The 23,951-nt window shown below is 55.9% G+C and carries 12 protein-coding genes; 4 read left to right on the top strand and 8 right to left on the bottom strand.

Translation table 11 applies throughout. The features are described from left to right. Positions 1-872 precede the first annotated feature (872 nt). Genes DPQ64_RS01175 through DPQ64_RS01145 form a run of 7 tightly spaced genes read right to left on the bottom strand, consistent with a single transcriptional unit; the run spans position 873 to position 19,554 of the window. Positions 873-2,849 (bottom strand): phospholipase D-like domain-containing protein, encoded by a 1,977-nt coding sequence (locus DPQ64_RS01175; RefSeq protein ID WP_115862528.1) that lies wholly within the window; start codon positions 2,847-2,849, stop codon positions 873-875. After that, complete coding sequence (locus DPQ64_RS01170) at positions 2,842-8,292, bottom strand: DEAD/DEAH box helicase (RefSeq protein WP_115862527.1); 5,451 nt, start codon at positions 8,290-8,292, stop codon at positions 2,842-2,844. The genes DPQ64_RS01175 and DPQ64_RS01170 overlap by 8 nt, the downstream gene beginning before the upstream one ends. A 26-nt stretch (positions 8,293-8,318) precedes the next feature. Beyond that, the gene (locus DPQ64_RS01165) at positions 8,319-13,847 is read right to left on the bottom strand and encodes a DEAD/DEAH box helicase (RefSeq protein ID WP_115862526.1); all 5,529 of its coding nucleotides are present in this window, start codon (positions 13,845-13,847) and stop codon (positions 8,319-8,321) included. Positions 13,848-13,849: 2 nt separating this feature from the next. Continuing rightward, entirely contained in the window at positions 13,850-14,686 is an 837-nt protein-coding gene (locus DPQ64_RS01160; protein ID WP_115862525.1) for a hypothetical protein, read from the bottom strand. A gap of 1 nt (position 14,687) precedes the next feature. After that, complete coding sequence (locus DPQ64_RS01155; RefSeq protein ID WP_115862524.1) at positions 14,688-17,765, bottom strand: hypothetical protein; 3,078 nt, start codon at positions 17,763-17,765, stop codon at positions 14,688-14,690. Continuing rightward, complete coding sequence (locus tag DPQ64_RS01150; RefSeq protein ID WP_115862523.1) at positions 17,762-18,691, bottom strand: hypothetical protein; 930 nt, start codon at positions 18,689-18,691, stop codon at positions 17,762-17,764. The genes DPQ64_RS01155 and DPQ64_RS01150 overlap by 4 nt, the downstream gene beginning before the upstream one ends. After that, positions 18,688-19,554 (bottom strand): hypothetical protein, encoded by an 867-nt coding sequence (locus tag DPQ64_RS01145; RefSeq protein ID WP_115862522.1) that lies wholly within the window; start codon positions 19,552-19,554, stop codon positions 18,688-18,690. The genes DPQ64_RS01150 and DPQ64_RS01145 overlap by 4 nt, the downstream gene beginning before the upstream one ends. Positions 19,555-19,991: 437 nt before the next feature. Here DPQ64_RS01145 and csa3 point away from each other — a divergent pair, with 437 nt between their 5' ends. Next, the gene (csa3, locus tag DPQ64_RS01140) at positions 19,992-20,645 is read left to right on the top strand and encodes a CRISPR-associated CARF protein Csa3 (RefSeq protein ID WP_115862521.1); all 654 of its coding nucleotides are present in this window, start codon (positions 19,992-19,994) and stop codon (positions 20,643-20,645) included. A gap of 2 nt (positions 20,646-20,647) precedes the next feature. Here the strand turns inward: csa3 and DPQ64_RS01135 are convergent, their stop codons facing one another. Continuing rightward, a complete protein-coding gene (locus tag DPQ64_RS01135) occupies positions 20,648-21,241 on the bottom strand; it encodes a winged helix-turn-helix domain-containing protein (RefSeq protein ID WP_232820447.1) in 594 nt (197 codons plus the stop codon). A 505-nt stretch (positions 21,242-21,746) separates the two neighbouring features. On the opposite strand from DPQ64_RS01135, the gene DPQ64_RS01130 reads away from it, so the two are divergent. Genes DPQ64_RS01130 through DPQ64_RS01120 form a run of 3 tightly spaced genes read left to right on the top strand, consistent with a single transcriptional unit; the run spans position 21,747 to position 23,831 of the window. Next, positions 21,747-22,229, top strand: a complete 483-nt coding sequence (locus DPQ64_RS01130; protein WP_232820446.1) for a hypothetical protein — start codon at positions 21,747-21,749, stop codon at positions 22,227-22,229. Beyond that, a complete protein-coding gene (locus tag DPQ64_RS01125) occupies positions 22,219-22,680 on the top strand; it encodes a hypothetical protein (protein ID WP_115862519.1) in 462 nt (153 codons plus the stop codon). Before DPQ64_RS01130 ends, DPQ64_RS01125 begins: the two co-directional genes overlap by 11 nt. A 5-nt stretch (positions 22,681-22,685) precedes the next feature. Continuing rightward, on the top strand, positions 22,686-23,831 hold the full coding sequence (locus DPQ64_RS01120; RefSeq protein ID WP_115862518.1) for a tyrosine-type recombinase/integrase: 1,146 nt from the start codon (positions 22,686-22,688) through the stop codon (positions 23,829-23,831). Positions 23,832-23,951 lie beyond the last annotated feature (120 nt).

Below are 23,951 nucleotides of genomic sequence, written 5' to 3'. Positions count from 1 at the left end.
TGGGGACTGAAAACGCAGAAATGATAGATAGAGCTCAATTTAGTAGGCATTAGCACATGTGTATTTATATAAATCTGGCAAACATCCTAATATCAGAACTTTCACACAATACCTCTTGCCACGTCCCCCAATTCTCAAGGAATGTGTGCAACCTGCCCACATTAAGATAATCAATCAAACTATTTCGAGAGCGTATTTAATTTGAGTTATAAAATTCGTCTTATATTTGGTGAGTTACCTAGCACATATCTGATTTAGAATATGGGGTTTCGGATTTCTTCTTGCGGTTTCTGAAACCATGTGGGCAATCTGCCCACATTATAGTAAATAGTCTTTCATAATGTACCTCAGACGCACTCCATAATGGTAATATTATTTATAGTAAGAATGGTGATACACAGAATATCATTTGGATGATTTCAGAGTCGTATCGTTGGCCTGCGATTTTTAGATCGGTGTGGGCAGGTTGCACACATTTGTGTCATCCCGAGAAGCTATATTTACCGCCAGCACAGTTTATTCGGACTCTTCGTCGAGAAACAAACTTCTAGATTCCACTTTGAAACCTATAATCTTCTTAGAAAGTGCGAGGCCAGCAATGGCGAGAGTCGGCGAAAACTCTCACGCTTTCTCTCGCCATTAGAGAGGATATTATCGGGTCTAACGAGCCGATGTAGCAAAAAATGGAGTCGTGAGGGTGGTTTTGAGTCCGTAAGAACCCATGCCTATGAGCCATTAAGGCGACGAACCGAGTGAGCCAACTTGCGAAGAACTTCAGCCGCCAGTTGGGCTATCTACATATTTGCACCACTTGTATACTAACGTATGTTTCTTAGGCAGGGATCCGAATGCGCTTGTTAGGCAGAACAAGCCTAGCTATAGTACGTTGGTATTAGCTGGTGATCGGGAATCTCTTGCAACCGCTCAATCGATAATTCGTCAGCCGCCGAGATGTCCCATACGATGTCGAAGAATTCGATCGCGGCATCGACAAACTGCGTTCGTTCGGTGTAGATCCCACATTCGGGGTTCCAGTCGTAACTGTTCTCCATGAAGTTCGCAGACCCGAGGAGTGCGGCCCCTTCCTCCGGTGCACCGACCGTCTGGAGTTTGCCATGAATCCCGATTTCATTGAGATCACGGAAGTCCATATCGGGCGTCACACGCTGGTGTTCCTTGAACCGCGAATAGGTACGCACCGTCACTCGATCACGATGTTCTTTGATTTCGCTCAGCAGGTTTCGTTGAAGCCGCCGCCACTCCCAGGGTTCCTTCGTATGGCGAGTGAGCAAACGCAACTCGAAGCCGTGTTCGAGAAGACGACGAATCTGGGCCACGTACTCATTGAACGTATCGTCGTCGAACGGTGTCATGATGCGCAAAACCTTGTCCTCAATGTTGCGCTCGAGGCCGAGGCTGAACAAGCGGTCGGTCATTGCAGTGTACGGTTTCAGTCCCGACGAGCGCCTCTCATGCCAGCGGCGGAGACGTGCCCGTTCTCTACCGAGTCCACGTGAATCTCCGGCGTAGCCGTCCATCTTTTGCTCTCCGAGAGCGTCCGGATCGACGAGCGTGTAGGTGAAGTAGGTCGGCGCGATCGCCCCGCTGTCGATCGATTCGTAGTCCTGAACCACCATCGACTCGGTCGCAACGGGGGTTGGTGGGAGTGACACCGTCTCTTGAGAGAGGGTGTCGATGCGACTCTGAATGTCCGAACAGCGTTCCACGAGGTGTTTCGTATATTCATCTCGTACAGCCTCGACATCGACAGCTTCTGGCACGGTCTCAAATTCGACGAGGCCATCGCTGACCTCACACTCGACTCCCGGAACTGATGAAAGTGCTTGGTAGAGAGAGTACGGCGTTACGCTCGGCCACCGCTCAGTAACGAAGTGCATGTCGAACGTCGCCAGGACGGGGTATGCCGCAACAGTGGCGACGACTTTGAGAGCTGCCTCCCGTTCATCAGCGCTAAGATCCGCATCTTCCGATACATCGTCGAGTCCGACCGACTGGTCTGTGTTGACTCTCTCTAAGTCGGCCTCAGTTGATGGCACCAGCAGTGACCGCACTTGGTCGAATTCGTCCTCGTATTCCTGCCGCTGGTTACGGACTGCGTCTTCGATTTCCGTTTCATCGACTGTGATCGCTTGCGTACTGGCGAGGTTTGCTACCTCGGCCATCTCCAGTTCTCCCTTCGTCGGAGTTGTTCCAATTAATCGCTGCACGAGGTCTTCTAGACAGACTGCGTCCGCAGATTCGATGACGCGAGAGAGGATGTCGCGATAGGCTTCTGCAACAACTGTCTCGGTAGACATTGTCTGCTGGGCCGACAGCGAACTGTCGATCCGTTCCCGATTGAGGTCGACGCTGTCGGGATAGATCGTCATGAATCCGAGCGACCCTAAGAGGGGAGCGAGAACGGTTTCATCCCACTCGTCGGCGAGTAGGCTGTCGAGTTCGCGTCTCGGGACGTTATCCTCCTCGATCTCGTTGCACGAGCGAAGCACCATCTCAGCTGGCTGAAGCCGAGCGACAGTAGCTGTTCGGATGAACGGTTGTGGCTCGTCCGAGATTAGCACTACCATTCCCAGTAGCGAAATGGTGCCGTTGTGGACGAGACCGAGTTCGTCGAGTAGCCACTCGTGTATCGAGACGACGGGATCGCGGCCTCGTTCGTCATTCGTTCTGATTATTTCAGTCCGAACGTGCGGTTCGAGCCGTTCCTGTATCGGCTCCCCAGTTGCTTTTGCGGCGAGCGCAGAGTACACGCTCTCCGCTGAAAGCGCCCAGAGGCGCTCAGGTGACTGCGTCCGGAGTTCGTTCGCGGCGTTGAGTGGATCACTCATCGTTCCTCGGTTCGAGGTGAAGGTCGTGAGACAGCAGGTCTAGCAGTTCGTCCTTCGCAAACGATTCGGGGTCGTTCTGCTCTACACACCCATACTGGTAGAGGCAGAACGGACATCCGTTCTCGCAGTTGCACTTCGACTCGTCCGGTGAAAACGCCTCACGCATGAGTTCGACGGCGCGTTCGAATTTTTCTCCGTCATCTTGGGTCAGCAGCACGGTGATGCCGCTTCCACCTTCGTCGGAATCGTAGACTAGTGTTCCTTCGTCCTCGATGGATTCTGGAACCTGCCTGACACTAACGCCGCCGATGTACTGAAGTGCGACTCGGAGGCCGTGAGCGAAGCCGTGTTCGAGTTCTTCGCTGTCGAAGCGTACCCGGGCCGCCTTCGTAGAGAACTTCGTTGCGGGCCGGACAGCCTCGCTCTCATCGACAGGATGTTCGACGTTGTTCGTACAGTATGCCGAGTCTCCAGTTTTCGCGATTGCTCCGTTACATCCGTCGACACCGCACATCTCAAACACGTTCGGTAATGGGTCTGCTCCACCGTCCTTGTAGGTCGCCCAGTATTTACTCGTCGAGGCGAGTAGCGTGACGTCACCGTACTCGAACTGTCCGTGGACGGTCCCGTTTTCGTCGACGATGTCCCGGGAGAACGTCGCCTCGAACGAATCGCCGGCATCGGTTTCGACAGGAGCGTACGTGCTCTGGGGTTCCGTATCGTTCTGATAGACCGTCGAGGGTTGAAGTTGCTGGGTACTTGGCGTCGAACTGAGCGGGAGATCGTGCTGATACGCGATCACTCGTTCCGGGACCTGAGTGACGAGCGGCTTTAGTCGCGTCCCGCACGACTCGCAGTTGGAGGTGTCGCTATCGTACTCGGAAGCACACGTTGGACAGATAGCCGCATCTTCGAGGTCGTCAGTGATGCGTGCAGATTCCAGCGGCTCCCAATACACCTGTGTCACGACGTAGGTCTCGCTGTCGTAGAGATACGCAGCGCCAGGATGGAGTTCAGAGAGAGCGATGCGGCGCTCGCGTGAACCGTCGCTGACGTGCTCGAAGTCTTCACCGACGAGTTGGTAATCGACCGAACTACCAACCGACCGCAATCCGAACGCAGCAGGACTCTCCCGGTTCAGATAGCTACCGAAGTCCATGTCCTCGAGCCGGTCGAGATAGTCGTTCAGTTGGTCGAGTTGACGTTCGACCTGCTCTCGCTGTTCCCGAAGGCGGCGCTTTTCGTCGCGGTCGCGAGTGTTCCGTTCTTCTCTTCGTAAATCACTCACTTCCTCGTCAAGTTCATCGATGTCGTCGTAGATGTCGTCTTGCTGGTCGCGATAGAGATCGACGATAGTCTCCTCGAAGCTCTGTTTGTCCTCGGTCCCGGCGAGAATCCCTTCGACGATGTCTCCATGCTTATCGAGAACCGACTCGACGACACCGTCACAGTCGTTACGCTGACACTCCCCGCCGTAGCCAGCGGCGTGCTTTCGGCCACACGCTGAACAAACGCTGAACGACAGGAGGTCCTCCAACCACTGCTCGATTTCGTCTCGGTTCTCGTCGAGAAGCCTCCGAAGTGCTTCGAGCGGAGCATCATCGTTCCAACTCTGGACTTGGAAGTTCGTGGACGAAAGCACCCCGGTGAACGTCATCACGTCGTTCGGTCGGGGCTCCGTTCGCGGTACTGGCTCGCTGTCACAGACGATGAGGTCTTCGAGACCGCTCTGTTCGCGGCGCCATGGGATCCATTGGGTCGTCGCAGCCCAGTCGAGGACGGCCCACGAAAGCGACTGGTGGAGCACTTCGTGGTTCACCTCGTTGAGCGGAACTTGCTGGGGATCGGCCGCGATGAGTTCCTCTGGGTGTTCGTGGTAGTAGTAATCGATGGGGTTCCGCTGGCTGACCGAGTGAATGAGGGAATTGCCCGAAGCCCGACCCGCACGTCCGATTCGCTGAAGATACGAGTTAGCGTTCGGCGGGGTCCCGTACAGGAGGAGCGTGTTGAGATCGCCGATGTCGACACCTAACTCCATTGCCGGCCCGGACGAGAGGAAGTGTGGGTACCGCCCCTGTCGGAACTGATACTCCAGTTTTCGCCGCTCGTCGCGATCGGTCTCACCGTAGTAAGCCCGCGCGAGCAACATCATCGGGTCGGATGTCGAAACCTGTTGAGCAGTCAGGGAGTAATGGGAGTGAGAGAACTCCGACCGGTCCTCTATCGTCGTTCCGAACTCGATGACATCATCCGGTGCGAGCCCTAGAGTGACCTCGAGCGAGGTCGCATATTCCTCTCCGCTCGGACTGTAGTTTGTCGGCGTCACGTTGTCGACGACAGCACATTCGACCGCATCTTCGTCGACCATGACGTACCGACTCCCCTCCTCTTCGACGCGACGTAGAATACCGCGATCGACGAGGGAATCGAGATGATCGTGTCCGTCCTCGATCTCGTCCACCAGATTTGGCTCATAATGGTGGTTTTGACCGATTGCCTCTACGAGCAAATCACGCTCGCCCTCGCTGAGTTCGTCAAGTTCGGCGTCCAGTCGAACGTCGACCAGTCCCTCGTCGCTAAGTTGGTTACTGCGGTAACGCTGACTGTACTTCCCTTCAAAGACGCGAGACAGCAATTCTTCCGTCAGGTATTCGTCGACCGACTGGTCGTAGCCGGTCAGATGTTCGTACATCCGCGGGGCGTTACCGTCCTTACCGACTAATTGCCCTTCGTACTGGTGAGCATCGTCTACTCCGCACTCCACGACGTCGGACAGTGTTGCCCAACCCGATTCGTCGGCCTCCGAGCTGACGCTATCTACGAACAACTGGTCGAAGAAGAACGACTCTTCGGGTTCGCGGAAGTTCCGCTCGAGTTCCTTCATGTCGGACTGGCTGTCCGCGAACGAGAGCATCTTCGATTCTCCGAAGGTACTGGGATCGTCGCGATCTGCCAGTGAACGCAACAAATAGCGCCCGCTCGTCACAGCAGCATTGGCCGGACCACGGAGCATCGAGTCGTATCGCCGGTTCTTCGCGTAGGTCTCTCGCCGATCCTCGTGGTAACACGGCAGTCCGCCGGGGAAGTTGCTCGCTTCCCTGATTCGTCCGTTATCGTCTACTATCCGAAAGTTCCCGTAGCCCTTCGCTCGGCGTCTAATCTCGGGATCGTCGCAGTTGCAGTTGTGTGGACCGTTAGGAAGGAACTCGTGCCCGCAGGACTGACACTCGTCGACCATGTTGATGTCGAACAGCGCGGATCGAACGAGTTTCCGTTTATTGCAGCTGCACGACGCCGGCGGATTACCGAAATACACTTCGTCGCACCCGGGGTCGCTGCACGTCCATCCGAGGAACCGTTTGGGCGTGAGTTCGCCGTCACAGTCGTCAGTAGTACACTCCTGGCCTTCTGGATCTTCATAGACCTCTCCACACTCAGTGCAATACTGAACATCCTCGTCTGCAAGCGGCTCTAACGCAGTGGAATGGCAGGAATGACATTCGGGTTCCCGTGCTTCCTCGACCGTGAGTTCGCCGTCACAGTCTGGGTTGGTGCAGACGTGCTTCTCCATCGAGTCGTCGAGGACCATCGCAGCGTCGCAGTCGGGACAGTCATGCTGGTGGTCAACCTTCTGACGATCGCCACAGTCCGTACACTCGTAGTACGGTCGCCAGTAAACCCGAACCATCTCCGGTGTTTCGCCGTCGATAGTCTCACATTGACATTCTCTCCGTTGGAAATACTCGAAGCGGCCCTCTTCCGACGTGACAGTATGAGGCGCAAGGCGCTCACAGTTCGGGCAGAACCACGATTCAAGCGACTCTTCACCACACTCGTTACACAGCGAGAGTTTCGTCACGAAGTGGTGGCCGCACTCAGTACAGGACGACTGCGGGGTGTCGTAGACTGTCCCACAGTTGATACACGTATAGTAACCGTCGAGCGGCCAACTGAACAAGTGGGCGCGGCGCTCGAGAATACCCGACACCTCGCCGATAGTCATGAAGTTCGCTACGACCGTCTCTGCCTGGGACTCGGAGAGCCCTGCCTCGTCGATCAGACGGTCTCGAAGGCCGACTGGTCGAAGTGGGGTCTCACGGAGCGCCGCGTAGATCCCGCGGACGAACTCAAGGGGTCCTCCTTCGTCTTCGACTAGGTGTTCGTAGAGCGCATCATCAACACCCTCACTACCGCCCTCTACATCAGCGGCGTCAAGTGCCTGCCTCGAGGCATCGCTGTCGCCGGCACGTAACTCCTCTTCGTCCATCTCTGCCGAAACAAAGCCGTCGGGAATGTCGACAGGGAACGGTGCGTCGAGAGTACGTTCGTCTTCTTCGACAACTTCGACGTCAGGGTCGACGAACGGATTGATGCGCTGGAAAACCGTCCGCTTGTTCTCTACGGTCGCCGACGCACCGACGATGGTGAGGTCGTCGTCTGCCTCACTCTCGTACCCGTTGAGTTCCTGTCGCTCACGAATATACCGGCGCATGAGCGTCGACGTGAACGAACCGAAGAGTTCGGAATACTCGTGGATCTCATCGAACACGAAGTATTTCGGCTCGGCGACGAAGCGTTGCTGTTCTTCGTCGCCGTTGACGTTGAAGAGTCGGTAATTGATCGTGTCCGGGTTCGTCAACAGGATGTCCGCTGGTGATTCGACGATGGCATCACGGGTGACCTTGATGAAGTCAAAGGTGAGATCGTCTTCGTGTTCCACCATCGGCTCGACGACGAACGAATCGTCGTCACGCTGGCGGACCGTCAGCGACGAGTCACACTCGTCGCACGGACAGTCGAAGTATTGGAACGTGGTTTGGAGGTACGCGAGCTCATCGGGGTCGCGACGCTTGGTGTCACCGTCGTAGATACCGACAGTCACTTGCTCGTTTGGCGATCGATCCCGGTTGAGCGTGAAGAGGTAGTCGATCAATCGCTTCAACTGGTCCTGTGCGAGTGCTTTTGTCGGGTATGTGAGGACGCACTTGACACTGTCTGGTGGATGGTCGTCGTGCTGGCCGGCTTTTGCCTCAGTAATGAACTGGAGGATGGGGATGAGCCATCCCTCGGTCTTCCCCCGACCCGTACTTGCGGTCAGGAGCGTGTGGTTGTCCTCGAGAACCGATTCGACCGCTGACTCCTGGAACTCGTACAGTGAACGGAACCCCGCCTCAGAGAACGTCTTGGTGACATCATCGTGGAGGCCATGGTTGTCGGCGAACCTCTCCCAGGAAGTATCGCTCATCCGGGGGAGATCGAGCACTTGGAGGTAGGGCCCCTTCGTCCGGATGAACTCAGGAAGGTCCTCCTCCAGTGACTCGCCAGACCCGTCGTGATACCGCGAGACGAGGTTCTTGACGGCTCGCTGTGGCTGAGAACCGGCGTAATGTTCAGCGTACGATTCGCGCATCGAGTTCGCGAGTTCGAGTGGGTCGAAATCCATCGGTGGCAATTTGTGTGGGATGTTGGTCAGTCGGTGAGCTGTTCGTCGATCTCGTGGTTCGTGATAGGCTGAATGATCACGCTACCGTTGGCGAGGATGTCTCGAAGACGTTCTCGGTCGAACGACCGCTGGTCGTTCCTGACGTCACAGCCGTATTGGTAGAGACAGGACGGACACCCGTTCTCGCAGTCACAGTCGAACTGATCGCGCATAAGTCCGACTGCACGGTGGAACGCCCGGAACTCTCCGTCCGTCCGTTCGAAGAGAAGTCGCGCGACGTCGGACCCGCCCTCTTGAGACTCGAAGACGTCTACATGATCCTCACCGACATATTCGGCGAGATCACGAATGTTAACGCCGCCAAGGTATTGCAGCGCAACTCGGAGGCCGTGAGCCAACGTGTGCGACAGGTCGCGGTCGTTGAGGTCAACTCGGACACCCTGAGTGTCGTACTGGTATCCAAGGCGAATGAACTCGGAGTCAGCACCGCGGCCGTTAGGGAAGTGGTCGGGGTCGGCGCTGCACCGACACTCGTCGTCATCGTCACGATAGATGACGCCTGAACAGTTCTCTTCACCGCATACCTCAAAGGATGTCGGCCTCGGATCAACCTCCCCTGACTTGTACTTCGTCTTGTAGCTCTTCGTGTGCAGCAGAACCGAGTAATCGCCGTACTCGATCGTCCCGAGTGGATCGCCATCGGCATCCTGGAGTTCGAACGTCCGTTCGGAGTCGAACTTGAGTATCGATGTCTCCCGCTCGGCGTACGTGTTCTGGATCGGTTTGTTCGGTTCGTCGTGGAGGTAGCGCGCTTCGTCACCCTCTGCGGTCAGTTTGAGGTTATCGTGGTAGGCATCGACCGAATCGAGTACCGCCAGTCGGCGTCGCTTGAGCGGTACATCATTATCGCAATCACACCCGTCAGCGTCGAGGTCGTGCGAGGTGTGGCACGCCGGGCAGACGAGTTCCTCGGCCAGATGATCTCCGTCGACAGCTTCGCTCACGGTATCACGGAGGTCCGAGCTAGCCTTGTCGTCGAGTCGGACGCGCGAGACGGTGTACGTCTCCCCGCCGTCAAGGTAGGCGGCGCCGGGGTGGAGTTCTGAGAGCGCCATCTGCATTGCACGTCCGCTCCCCTGATCACCGACGTTCCGGCGGTTGTACCCTTCATCGACCAGGGACAGGCCGGCCGTCGTGGCGACGCTCCGCATCGAGAAGTCGTATTTGCTTTCACGGGACTCTCTGAGGAAGTCGAAGTAGCTCTCGCCACCCAGATCAGAGAGGTAGTCCTCGAGAACCTCGACGCGGTCCTTGAGGCCCCGGCGTTCGCGCATGATGCGTGCCCGTTCGTCTGACCCGGCCTGCTGCTGGTCACGACGCAACCGAGAGTTACGTCGTTTCAGATCAGACAACTCACTTTCCAGCCCCCGTTTATACTCGCGGTATCCAGTGATGTAGCGCTCGTCAAAGTTCGCGAGAACGTCGTCGACAAGGTGGCCGAACTCGCTCTGAGCGTGCAGGATTTCTCCATCACAGTCACTGTTGGTACACGTTTCGCGATCGTCGTCAGTAGCATACCGCCGTTCACATTCTTCGCAGTAGCGGTAGTCGAGGAGAGACTCGAGGTAGTCGGCGATGTCTCGTTCGTAGTCGTCGACGACTTCGACGAGTACGTCGAGTTTTGAGTCGTCGCTACCGAGCGACAGCGTGTCGGCACCAAGGGACATCACGTGGGTCAGTTTACTGGCGTCGTCGCGTTCGCTCTCGTCGAGCATGCTCCGACGGTGATAGGTATCTCCACCATCGATCGACCGCGCACGACCGTGTCGACTGACGTCCCACGGAATGGTGAAGTTAGCCGCCACGTAGTCGAAGATCCCCCACGACAGCGAAACGCGTAGGACCTCCTCGTTGTGTTCGTTGAGCGGTACTGGAGTCGGGTCAGTGTCGATGAGTTCGTCCGGGTGATCGTAGTAGTAGTAGTCGATCGGGTTGCGCTGACTGACCGAGTGAACCATCGAAGAATGGGAGCTGCGCCCCGCACGCCCGACCCGCTGGAGGTACGCGTTCATGTTCGGCGGCGTCCCATACAGCAGGAGTGCGTCGAGGTCGCCGATGTCAACCCCGAGTTCCATCGTCGGTCCCGAAGAGAGGTGGTGGGGGTAGTTCTCCTCGCGAAAGAGGTACTCTAACTCCCGACGCTTGCGCTTATTCGTCGCCCCGAGATACTCCTCAGAGATGAGAATCCGTGTCTCTGAGTATTCGGCACGGTGCGCACGCTGTGTAAACCGGGGGTGAGAGATCGATGCTCGTTCCGTGAGCGACGTTCCCGATGGGACAGCAGACTTCGTGTCTATACCGAACTGATGGTGGAGCGTCGTGTAGTACCGCTCAGTATCGGGATCGAACCGGATGCTGTCCCCGTCGCCTGCGACTGTGATAGCGAGCGCCGACGGATCAAACGAGACGTAGTCCTCGGTGTGTCCGTACGTGAGAATGTCGCGATCGACCAGTTCCTCCACCACCGCTTCGGCTGAGCGGTCGGGACTCGAGTGGTCAAAGTTTGCGACTGGATAGTCGTTCCCCTCGTCGACGAGTTCGCGGACGATCGCGCGCTCGTCGCTGTCGAGTTCTTCGAGACCAGGGGCAAAGCGAACGTCGATCAAGCCCTCCTCGGCGAGGGATCCATCGCGTTCACCCAAGCGTTGACTGTATGTGTGCTCGATTGCGCGCCGGTTCAAGCGGTCTCGAAGCGCGTCGTCGTTATCCCATCGCTTCCGGGGCTGATCCTTCAACCGCGACTTCAGGTCGAACTCGACACTCCTCGTGACTCGAGGGGGTTCCAGCGCATCGTTAACCTCGTCGACGATGTCTGCGGCATCTTCGAGGATTTGACTGAACTGCGTCCACTGGTTCCCGTCGTCGCGCGACGACGCACTTTCGATTAACAGTTGATCAAGAAGGGTCTCGACCTCTGGTTCCGAGAAGTCACGACTGAGCTCCTTCATGTCACGATGAGAGTCAGCGAACGACAGGAGCTTCGCCGCCTGTTGGCCCTCCTCGTCAGCAACGCGGCGCAACATGTACTGCGAGGTGGTCACCGCGAGGTTGCTCGGACCTCGCATCAGTTCGTCGAACCGGCGGTCAATCTCGTACCGGGCATACGTATGCGGGCACGGGACGGCCGACGGCTGCGAACTCATCGTGTGAATCCACCCACTGGTGTCGATCGTCTTGTAGGCCTGATGGTGACCGGTTCGCGGATGGATGTCCGGATCGTCACAGTTGCAACCCTCGTCGCCGAGGAATGCTGTCTCACACGAACGGCAGTGTTGGTCGTCGTGAATCTCGAAGAGTCCGCGCTTTACGAACGACGATGAGCCACAGTCGCATTGATCGGGGGAATCATCGAAGAGGACTCGATTACAATCGTCGCTCCCACAGACCCAGGGAAGGAACCTCGTCGAGGTGAGTGAGGAACCACAGTCGACACACTGGTCAGGGGCCTGCTCGGGGTGTTCGTAAGTCGCGCCACATTCTGGGCAATCGAATCGACTCGCAACAGTAGCTAGCCCGAAGTCGGTCCCGTCACAGTTGTCGCAGACTCGCTCAATCTCGTGAGCTGACTCACACTTCGGATTAACGCAGGTGAACGTCTCATCGTCGGTCCTGACGGTTTTGAAACCGCACTCGGGACAGTCACGGGTCGTCGTTCGCTCGGTTCGGAGTCCACAGTCGAGGCACTCGAGGAACGGCTGGAACGTCGTACGAACCATCTGGACGACATCGTCGCGCGCTACCTCACATCGGCGGCAGACGTGTTCCTCGTCTTGGTCGATCGTCCCGTGTTCGGTCGGCGTGTACGGCTCTAGTTGGTCGCAGCCTGGACAGTACCATCCGACAAGGTGTTCGTCGCTACAGTGTCGGCAGTAGGTAGAGCGCGTGACGAAGTCGAACCCACACTCGTTACAGTCGTCCTGTGGGGAGCGGTACGTTGCGTCACACGATGGACACGTATAGAAGCCGTCGATTGGCCAAGAGAACACGTGACTTCGGTTCTCCAGCATACCGGAAAACTCACCGAGGGTCCGGACGTTCGACACCAGTTTCGATGCTTCATCGGTGTCGAGATTCAGCGTCGTCGCTAACTCGTTGTGTAGTTGGGACCGCGTGAGTGGCTCATCGTACAACAACTGGTGGACGTAGCGAACGACCTGTGCGCCGGGGTCGTCCTTGGCTTCAGTGAGGTAATCGAAGAGAGCGTCACTCGCTAGCGTCTCCCGGCGGTCACGGTCGTAGCTCGATGCATCCTCCAGCGTGTAGTCGAACGCATCGAGGCCCGGAACAACGTCGTCCGGCGCGGCCGTCGCACGCAGAATGCGGTCGACGGACAGACTGTGCGACGTTAGCTCTTCCGGAACATTGTCCGGAACCTCCCCATCGAGGTCGCGTGGTGACTCACTCACCTGTTTGACGTCGACGGCACCGCTAACCTTCTGGAACAACTCGACATCGTTCTCGACGGTCGCACTGCTCGCGACGAGTTGTAAGTCGTCGAGGCCGCGTTCCTCGCGGAGCGACTGGATTCGCTTCATCAGCGTCGACGTGTAGCTCCCGAATAGGCCGTCGTAGGTGTGGACCTCGTCGAAGACGAGGAATTCGGGTTCGTAGACGAACCGCTCGTGCTCGTCTTCGGCGTTAGTGTTGATGAGTCGGTAGTTGATCGTGTCCGGGTTCGTGAGCAGGATGTCAACGCCGTTCTCGAGGATGTCGTTCTTCGTTAGCCGCAGGAAATCGAGCGGAACGTCGTGCGGATCATCGTCTTCACAGTGCGCTTTTTCTGGGATGAGTTTGAACCGAGCACCGGTGTTTCGGATCCGAACACCACCACCGCAGTCTTGGCATTTATCGAGTTCGTCATTGTACCCGGGGCACTCGAAGTGACGGAAGGTCGCGTTGAGGTACCCTTCGGAGCCTGATTCGCCGACATTCCGCGGGGTATCACCGTCGTAAATACCGACGGTGATCTGTTGTTCCGACCGTAGGTGGTTGTTGATGAGGTAGAGGTACTGGAGGAGGCGCTTCAACTGGTCCTGTGCGAGCGCCTTCGTCGGATAGATGAGCGTGGCCTTGACGCTCGTATCGTCACCCCCGTCACCATGCCGTTTGTCTTCGAGGATGCGGTTGAGGATGGGAATGAGCCACGCTTCAGTTTTTCCTCGTCCCGTCGCGGCAGTAATGACGGTATCATCTCCCTCGAGAATGGCCTCGATACTACGCTCCTGGAAGTCGTAGAGCCGCTCGAAGCCGATCTTCGAGAAAGCCCGGCGGATGTGCGGCTCGAGACGTGCCGACCTAGCGAACGCGTCCCACGAACGGCCGCTCCAGTTCGGGATGTCGAGTGCCTGAAGGTAGGGGCCGCGCATTCCCGTGATGTCGTCCTCGCCGTCTGCCAGGCGATTAGCGACGCTACGCGCAGCTCGACCACCACGACCGATAAAGTAGTCGTGGTATGCAGCTTGCATTTCTTCCGCGCTGGCGACGGGATCCTTCATCGTTACAGGTTGAGTTCCACCGCCGACTCTAGTTCATCCACGCGCTTCATCTCCTCGAGCGAGTCGAGCGAGACATCCGCCAACGTAAGCTGTTGGGACTTACTGAGCGTCTTTACGTCCTCGATTGTGGAGTCTGAGAGGTCGTGCTTCTCTTGAAAGTCGTCGAAGCTCTGGAGCGATTGATGTTTCTCCCAGTCGTTGGTGGCGTTATCCCACTTTGACACGAAACTCGTGGCGCTTCCACTCGAGTCCATCAACTCTCGCGTAAGCAACGTGTGCATGTGGTTGAGTGTACGCGCGAAGTCCGAGTCCTGCCCACCGAGGATCTTCTGGAGTTCTTCCGCTGCCGCAACCTTTGTACTCCAATCGTTGCGCTTGCTGTCGAGTTGACCCTCGATGGTTTCCGTGACGTTCTTTATCTGCTTCTTCGCCGACCGAATCTGCTCGATATGGGTCTCGACGTCCGATGTCAGTTGGACCTCGAGGTCGCTCTGACCGTCTGCGCCAAGATCGTCGAGTTCCGCGTCCCCTTCGCCCATGTCGTCGTTCTGGACGTTCTTGAGTAGATCCTCTTGAGTCACCTCGACCGCTTTCTCCGCCACCTGAACCGCGCTACTGGTCATCGATGGCGCGGAACCGTCGAAAGCCTCCTCAAGCACTGTCTTGTAGTATTTCAGGTCTCGAAGACGCTTAGCGAGTTCGTCGAGTTCGTCGTTCACCTCGCTGATGTTGTGCCGCGCGACCGAGACGTGATACTGCGTGTTCTGTGCCTGCTTGTGTTCTCGAGCCTTGTCTTCGAGGGCGTCAACGGCCGTCGGTAGTGATTTCGATTCGCTCATTTTACAGATCCTCCGTCAGAGAGACGATCGACTGGCGCTTCTGCTCGTAGTTACTGTACTCGCTGAGTTGCTTGATGCGATGTTCGAGATCGGCCCCGGTAGCGTGTTCCTGGTCTTGGAGATCGCTGATCAGCGAGTCGAACGCCTCGTATATCTCCCACGCTGCCTGTTCGTCTTGGCTCCGGGCGAAGTCGTGAAGTCGAGCGATAAACGTCACACCGGTTGCGTCACCCATGTTCCGGAACTGCTCAACGTCATCACGGAAGGCCGTGAGCTTCACTTCCTCCGGCGATTCGGTGAGCAGTTCGTAGGCGCCCTCGTAACTCGACTTGATCGGAACGTCCATCGCACCTGCGCACTGATACAACGTCTCGAACCACTCTGCGAGCTGATCGACGGTATGGCCGCTGTCGTACCACCGTTCAACGGGTTCGAGCGCCTTTTGGATGTGTGATCCGTCGTCGTCGACCGTGAGCCGCTGGAGTTCTGCGGCGTAATCCGAAATCCGATCGAAAAGACTCGATACCTTTGTATTGGCGTTATTTCGCGTCGTTCCGACCTTGTACGCGTCAGCGAGTTCGTCGGTATCGATGACCATCGTAGCGTCGATGTGTGCCTCGAGGTCTTCGGCAACCTCCCTACGTGCTTCAGACAGGCGCTCGTAGTCTACGACGTTCGATTTGAGGAGGAAGAAACCCTCGATAAGGTCACTAATATCCCCCGACGACACGGTGAGGTCGGTGAACGCCTGTCCAAACGCGCTATCTCGATCGAAGTTTTCGACGATCGGTTTACCGTACGACTGGTTGCTGTCGTACTCCTCGAAGACGATTTCTGAGGGGATCTGATCGTCGTCGACCTCAACTCCACGGGCAGCGTTGATAAGGAAGAACTGTGCGAGGACCAGCGTTTTCTCTATCGTGAGTTCCTCGGGAAGACAGTCCTCGATCTCTTCGCGCATTTCATGCTGGAACTGGGCGACGTTAGTGTCTGCCCACGCACGGAGCTGATCGAAGTTCGTCGTCGTCGGGTCGAACATATCGAACAGTCCGTACTCCAGCATCGGAGTGTAGAGATCGGCGTGTTCTGCACCCCATTCGAGTTCGATGTCGACGCTAGCTTGGCGTTGTTGGTCTCCTTGAATGGAGACCGGAATACTGTCGCCGCGAGCGTAGTAAATCCCACCGACCGACCGCGTCGAGGAGTTCGGATTACTCAGGCGCGTAGGGTTGTGCCACCGTTCGAGAACGGCGACTGCGCCGTCGTGGAGCGTGTCCGAACTGGGATACTCTTCGCCGCTCGTGACCCAGTCTTGGAACTCCTGGAATTTGCGCTGTCGCTCGCGTTCTTCCTCGCTCAGTTCTGGTTCGTCGATGACCTCAACTTGCTCGTCTTCTGGATCCTCGTCGTCTGCTGCTTCTTCGCCGTCTTCGACCTCAGAAGAGTTGCTTTCTGTATCGTCTCCGTCGTCCTCGGTATCGACCTCGTGATCCGGTACCGGCGGATTCTTGATCTTATCGAGTACCGCACTCCCCTTGCCCTTGTCGAACACGACGTAATCGCCTTTCACAGCGGCAGTGTCGTCGTCCGGTAGTTCGATGCCGAACGTTTCGAAGATGCCGACCTTGACCCCGACGCCATCCTCGACAGGTACTCCGTACCAGCGGCTGACGTCTTGGTAGATTTGGTCGTATTTCATGTCGATCTCGAAGGTCGGCGTGTCGACGAACGAGTTCGACTTCATCGCTTCGTAAGGTGCCCACGTCGACTTGAGACAGTGCTTGACCACTCGAAGAAGCAACAGCCGCGGCGTCTTCCGGTTGCTTCCCTCGTCGTTTAGCTGTCGATAAGCGACGTGTATGAAGCGCTCGTTAAACGGGTATAAACCGTCGAAAGCTTCTGCAACGTCCTGAGGCGCGTCTGCCACATCAGAATTCCGTTTGATGGCACCTAGATACGATCGGGCGAGGGCTACCGAAGCATCGTCGTCGAGGAAGTACGCCTCGCCGTTCTCGTCGGTCATCGTTAGGTACCCCTCGGACCGGCCTTGCATGTACGTCGCTGCATCTTCGCGAGCGAGGGCGTCGTCGATGTTGTCCTGCTCCCAGCCGATCGTCCAACCGAGGACGATGTCGTAGCTGCTACTACTAAGTTCGAAGATGTGGTCCAGGAGTTGCTCTTTCAGGACGCTGAACGTCGTGAGGTCCTCACAGATGAGTACCGGCCGGATACCGCGCTCCTGATACATCTCCGAGTATTGCTGTAGCTGTTCCTTGAAGTCGCCCACGAGATTGCGGGAAAGGTACTCGTGAGCCTCGTTCTTCAGGACAGAGTACAGAACGTCTTTGTTCTCCGTGAGCTTCGTACTGAAGCTCAGTTGCAGGCGTAGAGTGCGGAAATCTGCGCGGGTTAGCAGATTGAAGTCGGGATTCTCGTCACGAGAATCGAGAGCTTCCTGATACTCCCTGATGTTCTTGGCGAAGATTTCTCGCAGGTCGCTATTATCGCCTCTGCTCTCGGTCAGCTCCTGTATTTCTTGGTCTGAAAAGTGCTCGGTTGACCAGATGCCGCGCATGTACTCGACGATAGCACTGGCCGCATCGGCAGGGTCGAGATCATCGATATTTCTGACATCGGTGTCGACGTCGAGTGGCTCAGTGAGGACGTCGATGATCTGATCCATTCGGGTCTGGCTACGGGAGACGTGCAGGGCGACGTAGTCTTCAACACCGTCGTCATCCTCGCCGTACCCATTGATCTGGTACTTCGTCCATTCACAGAGCTGGCTTTTCCCCGACCCTGGTTCACCACGGAGGATGAAAATACGGTTCGGGTCGTCGATATTCGACGCAGTAATCGCGTCGAGTACGTTCTCCTGGGTGACGAAGTCGCCCGAGATACCGAGTGGGGTCAGCGTGTCTGCGTAAATCCGATCGATGTCGACGTGGGTCTCTCGGAACTGTTCGGGCGTCTTCTTCTTCGTGTGGGCTTCCGACGTGATGAAGTGGTCGACTTCCTCGTCGTCCCAGTATTGGGGCATCTCTCCGCTGGCCGGTGAATCTTTGATTTGTTGGCTCATTGGTGAGTGAGAAGTTGGTCGAGAGGGTACTGATACGCCGTTTCGTCCGGTCGAGAATGAATCGAAACGTGCGTCACGCTTCGTCTGTTTCCGCGGACGTCATCGTCGAGGTCTGCTGGTGGCACTTCTACCTGGTTCTGCGCGTCGCCGGGTGCAGACAGGGACAGGACCCCATCTTCCTCCATGTTACGGAGGACATCAGCGATTGCAGGGTGAAGCCGCGGCGTTCCAGTTCGTGCCTTGTAGACGGTGAACAAGTTGTCGTTGATCCAGTTGAGTGCGCGTCGGAATTCACCGTCTTCAACTGTCTCTCCGTCGTAGCCTGCGTCCTCTCCTGAACTAGTTGGGGCGAGTACGAGCGCGTCGTACATCACCGCGCGACAGGGACTCAGCACGAGACCGTCCTCGGTCTCCGACACGAGACCCAGTTGCTCGCACAACGTCACCCACATGTCGATCTTCTCGTCGGTCCAACTGAAGTCGTAGTCAGTCTCGCGCTTCAGAATGGTTCGAAGGTTGTCTCGGCCAGCGTTCACCGTTCGGCTCCCCTCACTCAGTAGGGCCCGGTGAACATCCCCAAAGTGGGACTGACGACCGTCCTGCTGATTGCAGTGGTATAACAACCGTGCTTCGAAAGGGAGACCCTCGAAGTGCCGTTCGTTAATGGGTTCGACCGTATCTTTGATGTCTCCGGTCGGACTCTCGACGAGATCGACCGCATTCAGGAAACGAAGTGACCCTTCGACGTGATCGGTTTTCACCTCACCGCCGGTAGCTGGTCGACCGAATTTGCTCGTGACTTCAGAGACACTGGTGGTCCCCTGAAGTGAGCTATAGATGTGTTTTAGCTCCGGTGCTCGCACCGAGATGAACCCGGTGAGTAGTTTGTCCGGCTTGTTGGTCGCCGGTGTGTATGTTGTACTCATATATCCTCCTGGTGGCGATAACGATAACTGTCTAATCGATCTTCCTCGAATTCTACACGTTCGAGCATGTCGAGCATGCTGTTCGCGACTTTCTGCGTGGGCCCGCGCTCAGTCCACGAACGGAGCGCCTCTCTGATGCGCTCGGAGTAATCTTCCAGTACACGGTCTACGTCCTCTCGAATGAGGTAGTAGAGAGGCGCCCAGGCGGGACTGTCAGCCGGAATCTGCGTGTAATCGAAGAGGACCGGAATCGAGCCTGCCTCGAGACCCTCCTGTTTGTGATGCGCAGAAATCTGATGGAAGAACAGATTCTGCGTTGTTGATAGCGGTAGATCCGAGTCGAGGTTGTACTGTATGTACCGCTTCAGCAGTCCTTTGTAATCGGTGACCGTGCACTCGAACTCGTCGATGAACGACTTCCCCGGTTTCTTCGTATGACGGGGCATCTTCGGTGTACTCGTATCAGTGACGAGCACATATGGCAGACTTTCCGGGCGCTTCCGCAGCAGCCGCCGAATAACGTCTTGATCGTCGAACGTGCTGTCTTCGTCCCGTAGTTCTCCCGTCAGCATCTCTTGGCTGACGTAGTGAACTAGTGGAAACTCGACACCATCCACCCCATTCTCTCGGAGATTCTCGTTTGGAAGCAGTTCGTACTCAACGAGTCGCAACCCGTTATCGTATATCTCTGGATGCGAAACTCTATCCAGGCCGAATTCGGCGAGGAACGGCAACGACCTGAGTTGCGCGCGTGCTTGCGAACCAGTCTTTGCTAGTTGCGGATCCCGAATCACGAGAAACGAATCTCGTGTTCCGATGAAGTCCGCTAATGCTGGCGTCTCTGAGTCGGGTGGATCGTGCATCGTTCTGGGTGATCGCTTGGGAGTTGGTTTCGGCGTCGGTGTGGGATGGACGCCGTCTGCACGCACCCATTGACCGTAGCTATCGCTACGTCGTTCTCAGCCTTCTCAGGCCGTGAACGTAGGATGCGAACGCATAGCAGTCAGAGTGGAACCCACATAAAACTGTCGGGTAGATTATAATTTCATAGATGCCTCTACTCGCCCCGTCGGCGAGATGAGCGAACACCTCACACTCTCTGTCGAATCATCATATAATTATCGGCGATGAAACAGTTAGGCGTGAGTTGCGATAATGCGACACGGTACATCGCGAACTAAACCAAGACATCCGATGTGGCAGTGATTTCTGGACCCTTTTCGTCGCTCCTGTTCGAATACGGTGCGTACTGTTGCACTATTCCGGAACAGTAACGAGGCTTCGAGCAGATGCTATCGATATGCGTACATACCTCGCTCCATTGGGATTCGATAGTCGACGCGTAGTCAGACCCGTTTTGAGTGAAGGCATAGAAACAGGAGATCGAGTCGTGTTGCTGCAACCCGCAAGCAGTTCCGATCGAGGAGAGGATGCTTTTCAGGAAGTTCAAAATGTCCTGACGCAAGTAGTCCCGGACCTAGACTTAGAAACAGAGCATCTACCGTACACCGATTTTGTCGAGACAACGTTGTACTGTGCTGATCTCATCCAGGCATCGGAAGGTGAAACCATCGTTATTTTGGGTGGTGGTGCGCGGGAATTACTGTTGCCACTAACAGTGGCGACATTCACTAGTGATGAAAATATCGACACAGTTCTCCAGGTGGGCGATATAGATAGCAGTGTCCGACGGTTACCACGCTTGAATCTTCGCGGGGAAGTTTCGGACGCTGAAGCAACTCTTCTCGCCGACCTCCACGACCTGGATACAGTTTTATCAATAAGTGAAATAGCAGATGAGCTTGATAAGTCGAAGAGTACAATCGCGCGCCATATCAGCAGTCTAGAATCTGAGTGGTTCGTGCACACCAGAAAGGATGGAAGAAGTAAAACGGTCGAGATAACTGATAGTGGACGGGTTTTCCTAAAAACAAGAACTGCTAGTGTTATCTAATATTATCCACTCTGACGTTGGTTCGTTCCATCGTCTAAATCTACGATGCCGTATCGGTCGATCTGTCCTTCTACATCCGAACCCAATCGGAACATTTGAAGTATATACTGACCTCCGAGCGACAATTTGAGCTGATTCTCTGAAGTTTCAGTAACGGTTCCATCCGAGATGAGATCCTCTATTCGATCCCGTATCCGCTCGGGATTAGCGGAGACAACCGCAACGATTTCGTCAACCTCTGGGGGTTCGTCGCTGCTATGAATCGCATCGAGAATTTCATAATCTAGTGGCTCAATCTCTGTCACTTCTACGGGTTCATCTCCCGCTGTGGACGCCCCATATGGTGAGCCAGTAAGATAGCTGACCCCTTTTCCCGTGATGCGATAATAGGACCCCTCCTCGCGAACTTGTTCTACAAAGCCTGCTTCAGCCAATTTATCGATTCGTCTCTTTATCGTCGAATACGAGACGGACTTGTCGTTGAGCTCGAGGTTCAGTTCAATCCCTCGCTTATTGATAGCGACACCGCTCTTTCCCAGCAATTCGAGGATTAGATCATCGTTTTCATTCAGCCAACTCGGCTGGATACGACGCATTTTCGCAATCGTACGCGCGCTGCCTTTTTATTAGTGTCCCACATTGACTCGCATCTATGGTTATTATATTTCTCCTCTTGTGACCAAATAGTGTGCCACATTTATATACTATCGGCCATAATCTGGGGATGGAAACGATGCACGAAGATCATCGATGCGCCCTGAATAGAGGTGAAATAGGCTGTGGGAAGTAAAATCGGCTCGTCTGGGACCTGGTGCGATACGGAGGAACAGGTAGCCTGGCCAGAGTGGTCACCTAGTGACGAGGGCACGAACAGTCCCTACGGCGATCCAGACGATTGGTCCAAGGTGCAGGCCATCGGAAACGGCTCGGACCAACGGCAAGCAACCGTAAATCGAGACACGAACGGCGATCCCCTCGGTATCGCGATTATGCTGAGTGCTGCCGAGTTGCGTCTGCTTGGAGTCGATCTTGACGGCGTCAACACCCTCGATTACTGGGTAGAGAACGGCCAACTTCGATTTGCCGAAGCGAGATCGTCACGTGTCGGTACAGAACCTCGGAAGGATGTCTGAGTCGCAACCTGCTACTGCATATCCGACCGAAGAGCAGTACGATCGTTGGACAGACCGTGCAGAAGAGTACGGGATGAGTATCAGCGAATTCATTCAAGCGATGGTGGAGTCCGGATTAAAGAAGTTCGATGCTCGCGTTGAACCGGACGAATCTCATCGTGAATTGCGAGAGCAACGTAACGATATAAAGGACGAACTCGAACGTGCCCGAGACCGCATCGACACGCTAGAGGATCGACTCCATGGGACGGAACGCGAGACGATCCAGACCTACGTCGAGAAAAACCCTGGAGCAACATACGAGGAAGTCACGCAGCATATCATTGACACTGCTCCAGATCGGATAAACGGGCATCTGGATGCGTTGCAGGGCGACTCGATAGAAACTGTTGGTGATCGGTACTATCCTGCAACGATGAAACCACAGGAGGAGGTCGCGGATGCCGCGTGAACTCTCCAAGGATCCGAAAGACCGCCTCGGCGTCTACAAGCGACTCGAGGAGGTGCCTTCGCGGTACCGCCTGAACCAGCACGCTGCTGCGTACCGCGACAAAGACGTATGGGAGACGTTCCTCGAGGACCATCTGTTCCCACAGTATTCGAGTGATCGGTACCGGCAGGACACTCGCCGTGCGGGACAGCTCTGGAAGGAACACGTGGCCGATCGTGGTCGACACCACGCACTCGCGACTCCTGCTGACGTCAACCAGTGGTGTAAATCACTGCTGGACCGACGAAACGTCAGGACCGTGTACAACCATTACTGGGTTCGTTTAGAGCGATTCTACAATTGGCTGCTCGCACGAACTGATCATCCACATGTTTACCAGCCGTTCCTGATGGCTGCGGTGGAGTACGATACCGCTGGCCGGGTTTGGGATGCAAAAGTCAGTTTGAGATAACATCCATGAGCAATGAAAACAGGAACAACGACGGTATCGACGCACAGCGCCAGGCGTTCGCTGACGCGTTCGACCTGGAAGCTGATCCGCTCGCGAAGTACGAAGAACAGTTTCAGACCCTCGACGTCGATCCTCTCGAGGTATACATGAAGGAGGTTCTGGAGTCGCGAGGGCTCTCGACGAGTCGAGAGAACGATTATCGCAGGATCTTCCGGCAGTTCAAAGAGCACATGGAAGAGCAGGGTCGGCACTACGCCTGCGCAAACACAGGTCACATCACGAGCTTCGCTGAAGCGCAGTGGACCGATCGAGGCCATGATGTCGGAACTATCAAATCGCACCTACGCGCGCTGAACCGCGCCTATCAGTATTGGCAGCGCGAATCGGTGTTTCCTCACGGTGAGGACTTCAACCCGATCGAGGCCGCTCGCGAAAAGATCCCGTTCCGAGAGTGGAAGAGTGAAGAACCCGACAAAGATCATCCAAATGTTCCCCTCGAGGACCTGCAAGAGGGAGTCAGGACTATCAAGCACATCAGAGACAGATGCTTTGTCTGCGCGCAACTCAAGCTGGGGATGCGAGCAGGAGCGGTCTGCAACAGTAAGCTCAAAGACGTGAGCATCCAGCATCCCGACATCGAGGAGAGCTATCCGGAACTGGGAACTCATCCCCAGATTCGTGACTACGAAAATGCGATCTACATCCCGCCGGCAGACGAGCGGGATGGGAACAAGTCCAAACGAGGGCGCGTCCTGCCGCTGGACGACGAAATGCGTCAACTCCTCGTCCAGTGGCTGCTCATTCGACCCGACAACGGTGAGCCGTGGCTGTTCCTCTCCGACCAGCGACACGATCAGTTGTGGCCGAAAAGGATCAACGAGGCGTGGAAGACCGGGTTTCATCCCAAGTACGCCGAAACCGAGCACCACGAAGCTGTGACGAGTCACTTCGGACGACACTGGTTCTCCAGCTTCTGGCGTATCGACCAGGATCTCAACCGTGAACTGGTCAAGTACATGCGTGGAGACGCGATCGGCGACGCAGCAGTCGACTACGGTGAAGCGATTGACGTGTATCTCCACACGTATTATGAGGACATAGAGAACATCTACCGTGAGAACATTTTCAAGTTAGGTATTGGGCTATACTAAACGCTCAAACACTATCTGCTGACATTAGTGTAGTCAACCGATTCACAGTAAGAAGTCTCGCTCATTTGAGAGCAAGAATATATAACTCATTTGTCTAAATCGGTGGTCTTAAGTTATATT

The sequence above is a fragment of the Halorussus litoreus genome, from assembly GCF_003382685.1.
Classification (GTDB): Archaea; Halobacteriota; Halobacteria; order Halobacteriales; family Haladaptataceae; genus Halorussus; species Halorussus litoreus.
Note: the sequence above shows the minus strand (reverse complement) of the source record. Positions and strands in the feature narration are given on the sequence as shown.

What these genes read in the sequence shown, in the direction of transcription:
- DPQ64_RS01175 (WP_115862528.1), bottom strand. Translation starts at nt 2,849, where the DNA reads ATGAGTGATCCACTCAACGCCGCGAACGAACTCCGGACGCAGTCACCT.
- DPQ64_RS01170 (WP_115862527.1), bottom strand. Translation starts at nt 8,292, where the DNA reads ATGGATTTCGACCCACTCGAACTCGCGAACTCGATGCGCGAATCGTAC.
- DPQ64_RS01165 (WP_115862526.1), bottom strand. Translation starts at nt 13,847, where the DNA reads ATGAAGGATCCCGTCGCCAGCGCGGAAGAAATGCAAGCTGCATACCAC.
- DPQ64_RS01160 (WP_115862525.1), bottom strand. Translation starts at nt 14,686, where the DNA reads ATGAGCGAATCGAAATCACTACCGACGGCCGTTGACGCCCTCGAAGAC.
- DPQ64_RS01155 (WP_115862524.1), bottom strand. Translation starts at nt 17,765, where the DNA reads ATGAGCCAACAAATCAAAGATTCACCGGCCAGCGGAGAGATGCCCCAA.
- DPQ64_RS01150 (WP_115862523.1), bottom strand. Translation starts at nt 18,691, where the DNA reads ATGAGTACAACATACACACCGGCGACCAACAAGCCGGACAAACTACTC.
- DPQ64_RS01145 (WP_115862522.1), bottom strand. Translation starts at nt 19,554, where the DNA reads ATGCACGATCCACCCGACTCAGAGACGCCAGCATTAGCGGACTTCATC.
- csa3 (WP_115862521.1), top strand. Translation starts at nt 19,992, where the DNA reads ATGCGTACATACCTCGCTCCATTGGGATTCGATAGTCGACGCGTAGTC.
- DPQ64_RS01135 (WP_232820447.1), bottom strand. Translation starts at nt 21,241, where the DNA reads ATGCGTCGTATCCAGCCGAGTTGGCTGAATGAAAACGATGATCTAATC.
- DPQ64_RS01125 (WP_115862519.1), top strand. Translation starts at nt 22,219, where the DNA reads ATGCCGCGTGAACTCTCCAAGGATCCGAAAGACCGCCTCGGCGTCTAC.
- DPQ64_RS01120 (WP_115862518.1), top strand. Translation starts at nt 22,686, where the DNA reads ATGAGCAATGAAAACAGGAACAACGACGGTATCGACGCACAGCGCCAG.